A 2,453-nucleotide genomic window follows, 5' to 3' on the forward strand; every position below is an offset into this window, starting at 1 on the left:
ACTCACCAAAACCCAAGATTTTACATTAAAGGACTAAAAAAGCCCAGTCGCTTGATAAATAGGGGAAAATTAGCCCATGAATCTGCTTTCTGCTGCCGCCAAGGTTAGCTCCCTCACCATGCTCTCCAGGATCACCGGACTCCTCCGTGAGACCCTGATTGCCCGTAGTTTTGGGGCCTCGGAGTGGACAGATGCCTTTAATGTGGCCTTCAGACTACCTAATTTGCTACGCCGACTGTTTGCCGAGGGAGCCTTTTCTCAGGCATTTGTGCCGATTTTGGGAGAAATTTCCACTAAAGGGGACGTAAAACAGTCCCAAATCCTTGTAAATGCCGTTGCCACGCTCTTATTTTGGGCTTTGTTGCTCACGGTACTCCTTGGGGTGATCGGTGCCCCTCTGTTGATTCTGGTGATTGCTACGGGCTTTGAGGGTGGTCCAGCATATGAGGCAAGCGTAGTCATGACCCGAATCATGTTCCCCTACATTGGCCTCATTTCCATGGTTTCCCTGTCAGCCGGGATCCTTAATACTTTTGGCCGCTTTGCTATTCCGGCATTTACCCCAGTTTTACTCAATTTAGCCCTGATCAGCAGCGCCATCTTCTTGGCACCTTATTTGAATCAACCGATTTATGCCTTGAGCATTGGCGTGCTCGTGGGTGGCTTTTTGCAGCTTGCGATTCAGGTTCCGGCGCTATACCGCCTAGGCTTATTGCCTAAAGTGGGTCTCTTACCAGGCGCCATCAAAGCGGCCATAAAAAATCCGGATGCACGGCGCGTCATGAAACTCATGGGGCCCGCGGTGTTTGCAGTCTCCGTCGCCCAGATTTCCCTCATCATCAATACCAATATTGCATCTCGCTTACAAACTGGTAGCGTCTCCTGGCTCTCTTACGCCGATCGTCTGATGGAGTTTCCGACCGCCCTCTTAGGCGTTGCGCTAGGCACAGTCTTGCTACCGAGCTTGAGCAAGGCAAATGCAAAAAATGATTTAGTACATGCTGGTGAACTTCTCATTTGGGGGTTACAGCTCACCTTTTTGCTGGCCGCCCCTTGCGCAATTGCTCTCTTTATTTTTGGTGAGCCACTAGCAGCGGTGCTGTATCACTACGGCAAGTTCAGTGCCCTGGATGTCCTCATGACACAGCGTGCACTGGCAGCTTATGGCGTTGGGCTCATTGGTCTTATTTTGGTAAAGATCTTGGCCCCCGGCTTTTATTCACGACAAGATATCCGAACACCAGTAAAAATTGGCTTGTTGGTCTTGGTAGCAACCCAATTGGCTAACTTAGCTTTTGTTCCTTGGTTGGGCCATGCTGGCCTTGCCCTTTCCGTGGGCGCTGGCGCCTGCCTAAATGCAACGCTATTGTGGGTTGGCCTACATCGTCGCGGCGCTCTACCTAGTGCCGCATGGTTAAAGTACTTAGGGCAGCTTTTGCTCGCATTAATTCCTTTTGCATTTCTCTTGTATTACGCCGCTACTGCACACGATTGGATCGCTCTGCAATCTAGCCCCTGGATCCGCATTGGATTGCTAGCTGCCTGGCTAGCTGCTGCTGCAGTAGTTTATTTTTCAGCCCTATGGCTTGTTGGCATTCGCTGGCAAAAATTCCTGCGTCATGCAAAATAGCTTTTATGCCAACACAACAACTTGACTATTTCACATCCCTCGTTGCTGAGGACGAGCACTTTCCCTTAACTGAAGCGACGGTTGCAGTTGCTCAGCATGCCTATCCTGATCTCAACGTTCAGGGAGTACTAGATCAAATTGATCAGTGGGGAAACAAACTCAAGCAACGTATTACTTCCGATACCCCGCCGATTCAGCGCCTGCAGTTGCTCAAGCATTTCTTTTACAACGAATTGGGTTTTGGCCCCAATCCGAATGATTTTTACGCGCCCGAGAATTCTTATCTTCATCAAATCATTGAGAATCGCCGCGGCATTCCGATCTCCCTAGCAATCTTGATGATGGAGCTTGGTCAGCAAATTGGTTTAAATATTCGCGGAGTATCTTTCCCCAATCACTTCATGATGCGCATCTCCTTGCAACAAGGTGAAATCATCATGGACCCATTAAATGGCGAGTCCCTCTCCAAAAATCAATTACAGGAAATGCTCGACCCCTACCTCGATGCTAAAGGCTATCGTGGCGAACTGAGTCTGCCACTCAATATTTTCTTGCGAGCCTCTAGCTCTCGAGAAATTCTCTCGCGCTTTATGAGAAATCTCAAAATGATTTACTCCGAAGATGAACGTTGGGAGCGTCTACTAGGCATTCAAGAGCGCCTCGTCATTTTGCTGCCAGAGTCAAGCGAAGAGATTCGAGATCGCGGTTTAATCTTTGCGCAACTAGAGTACGTTCGCCCTGCAATAGCCGACCTTCATCGCTACTTAAGCGAAATGCCTGGCGCAGAAGATGCAGCGGATATTCGTGAGCATATTGCTACGCT

At 49.2% G+C, this 2,453-nt stretch carries 2 protein-coding genes; both read left to right on the forward strand.

All coding sequences use genetic code 11. The features are described 5' to 3' along the window. Positions 1-76 precede the first annotated feature (76 nt). The gene (gene murJ, locus B7X71_RS15225) at positions 77-1,630 is read left to right on the forward strand and encodes a murein biosynthesis integral membrane protein MurJ (protein WP_293599212.1); all 1,554 of its coding nucleotides are present in this window, start codon (positions 77-79) and stop codon (positions 1,628-1,630) included. 5 nt (positions 1,631-1,635) lie between these two features. Next, positions 1,636-2,453, forward strand: an 818-nt coding sequence (locus tag B7X71_RS15230) for a tetratricopeptide repeat protein (RefSeq protein ID WP_293601301.1), incomplete at its 3' end; no start/stop codon positions are given.

The sequence above is a fragment of the Polynucleobacter sp. 39-46-10 genome (genome assembly GCF_002282275.1).

Bases quoted from the DNA above. Each gene is read 5' to 3' on its own strand.
- murJ (WP_293599212.1), top strand. From the start codon at position 77: ATGAATCTGCTTTCTGCTGCCGCCAAGGTTAGCTCCCTCACCATGCTC.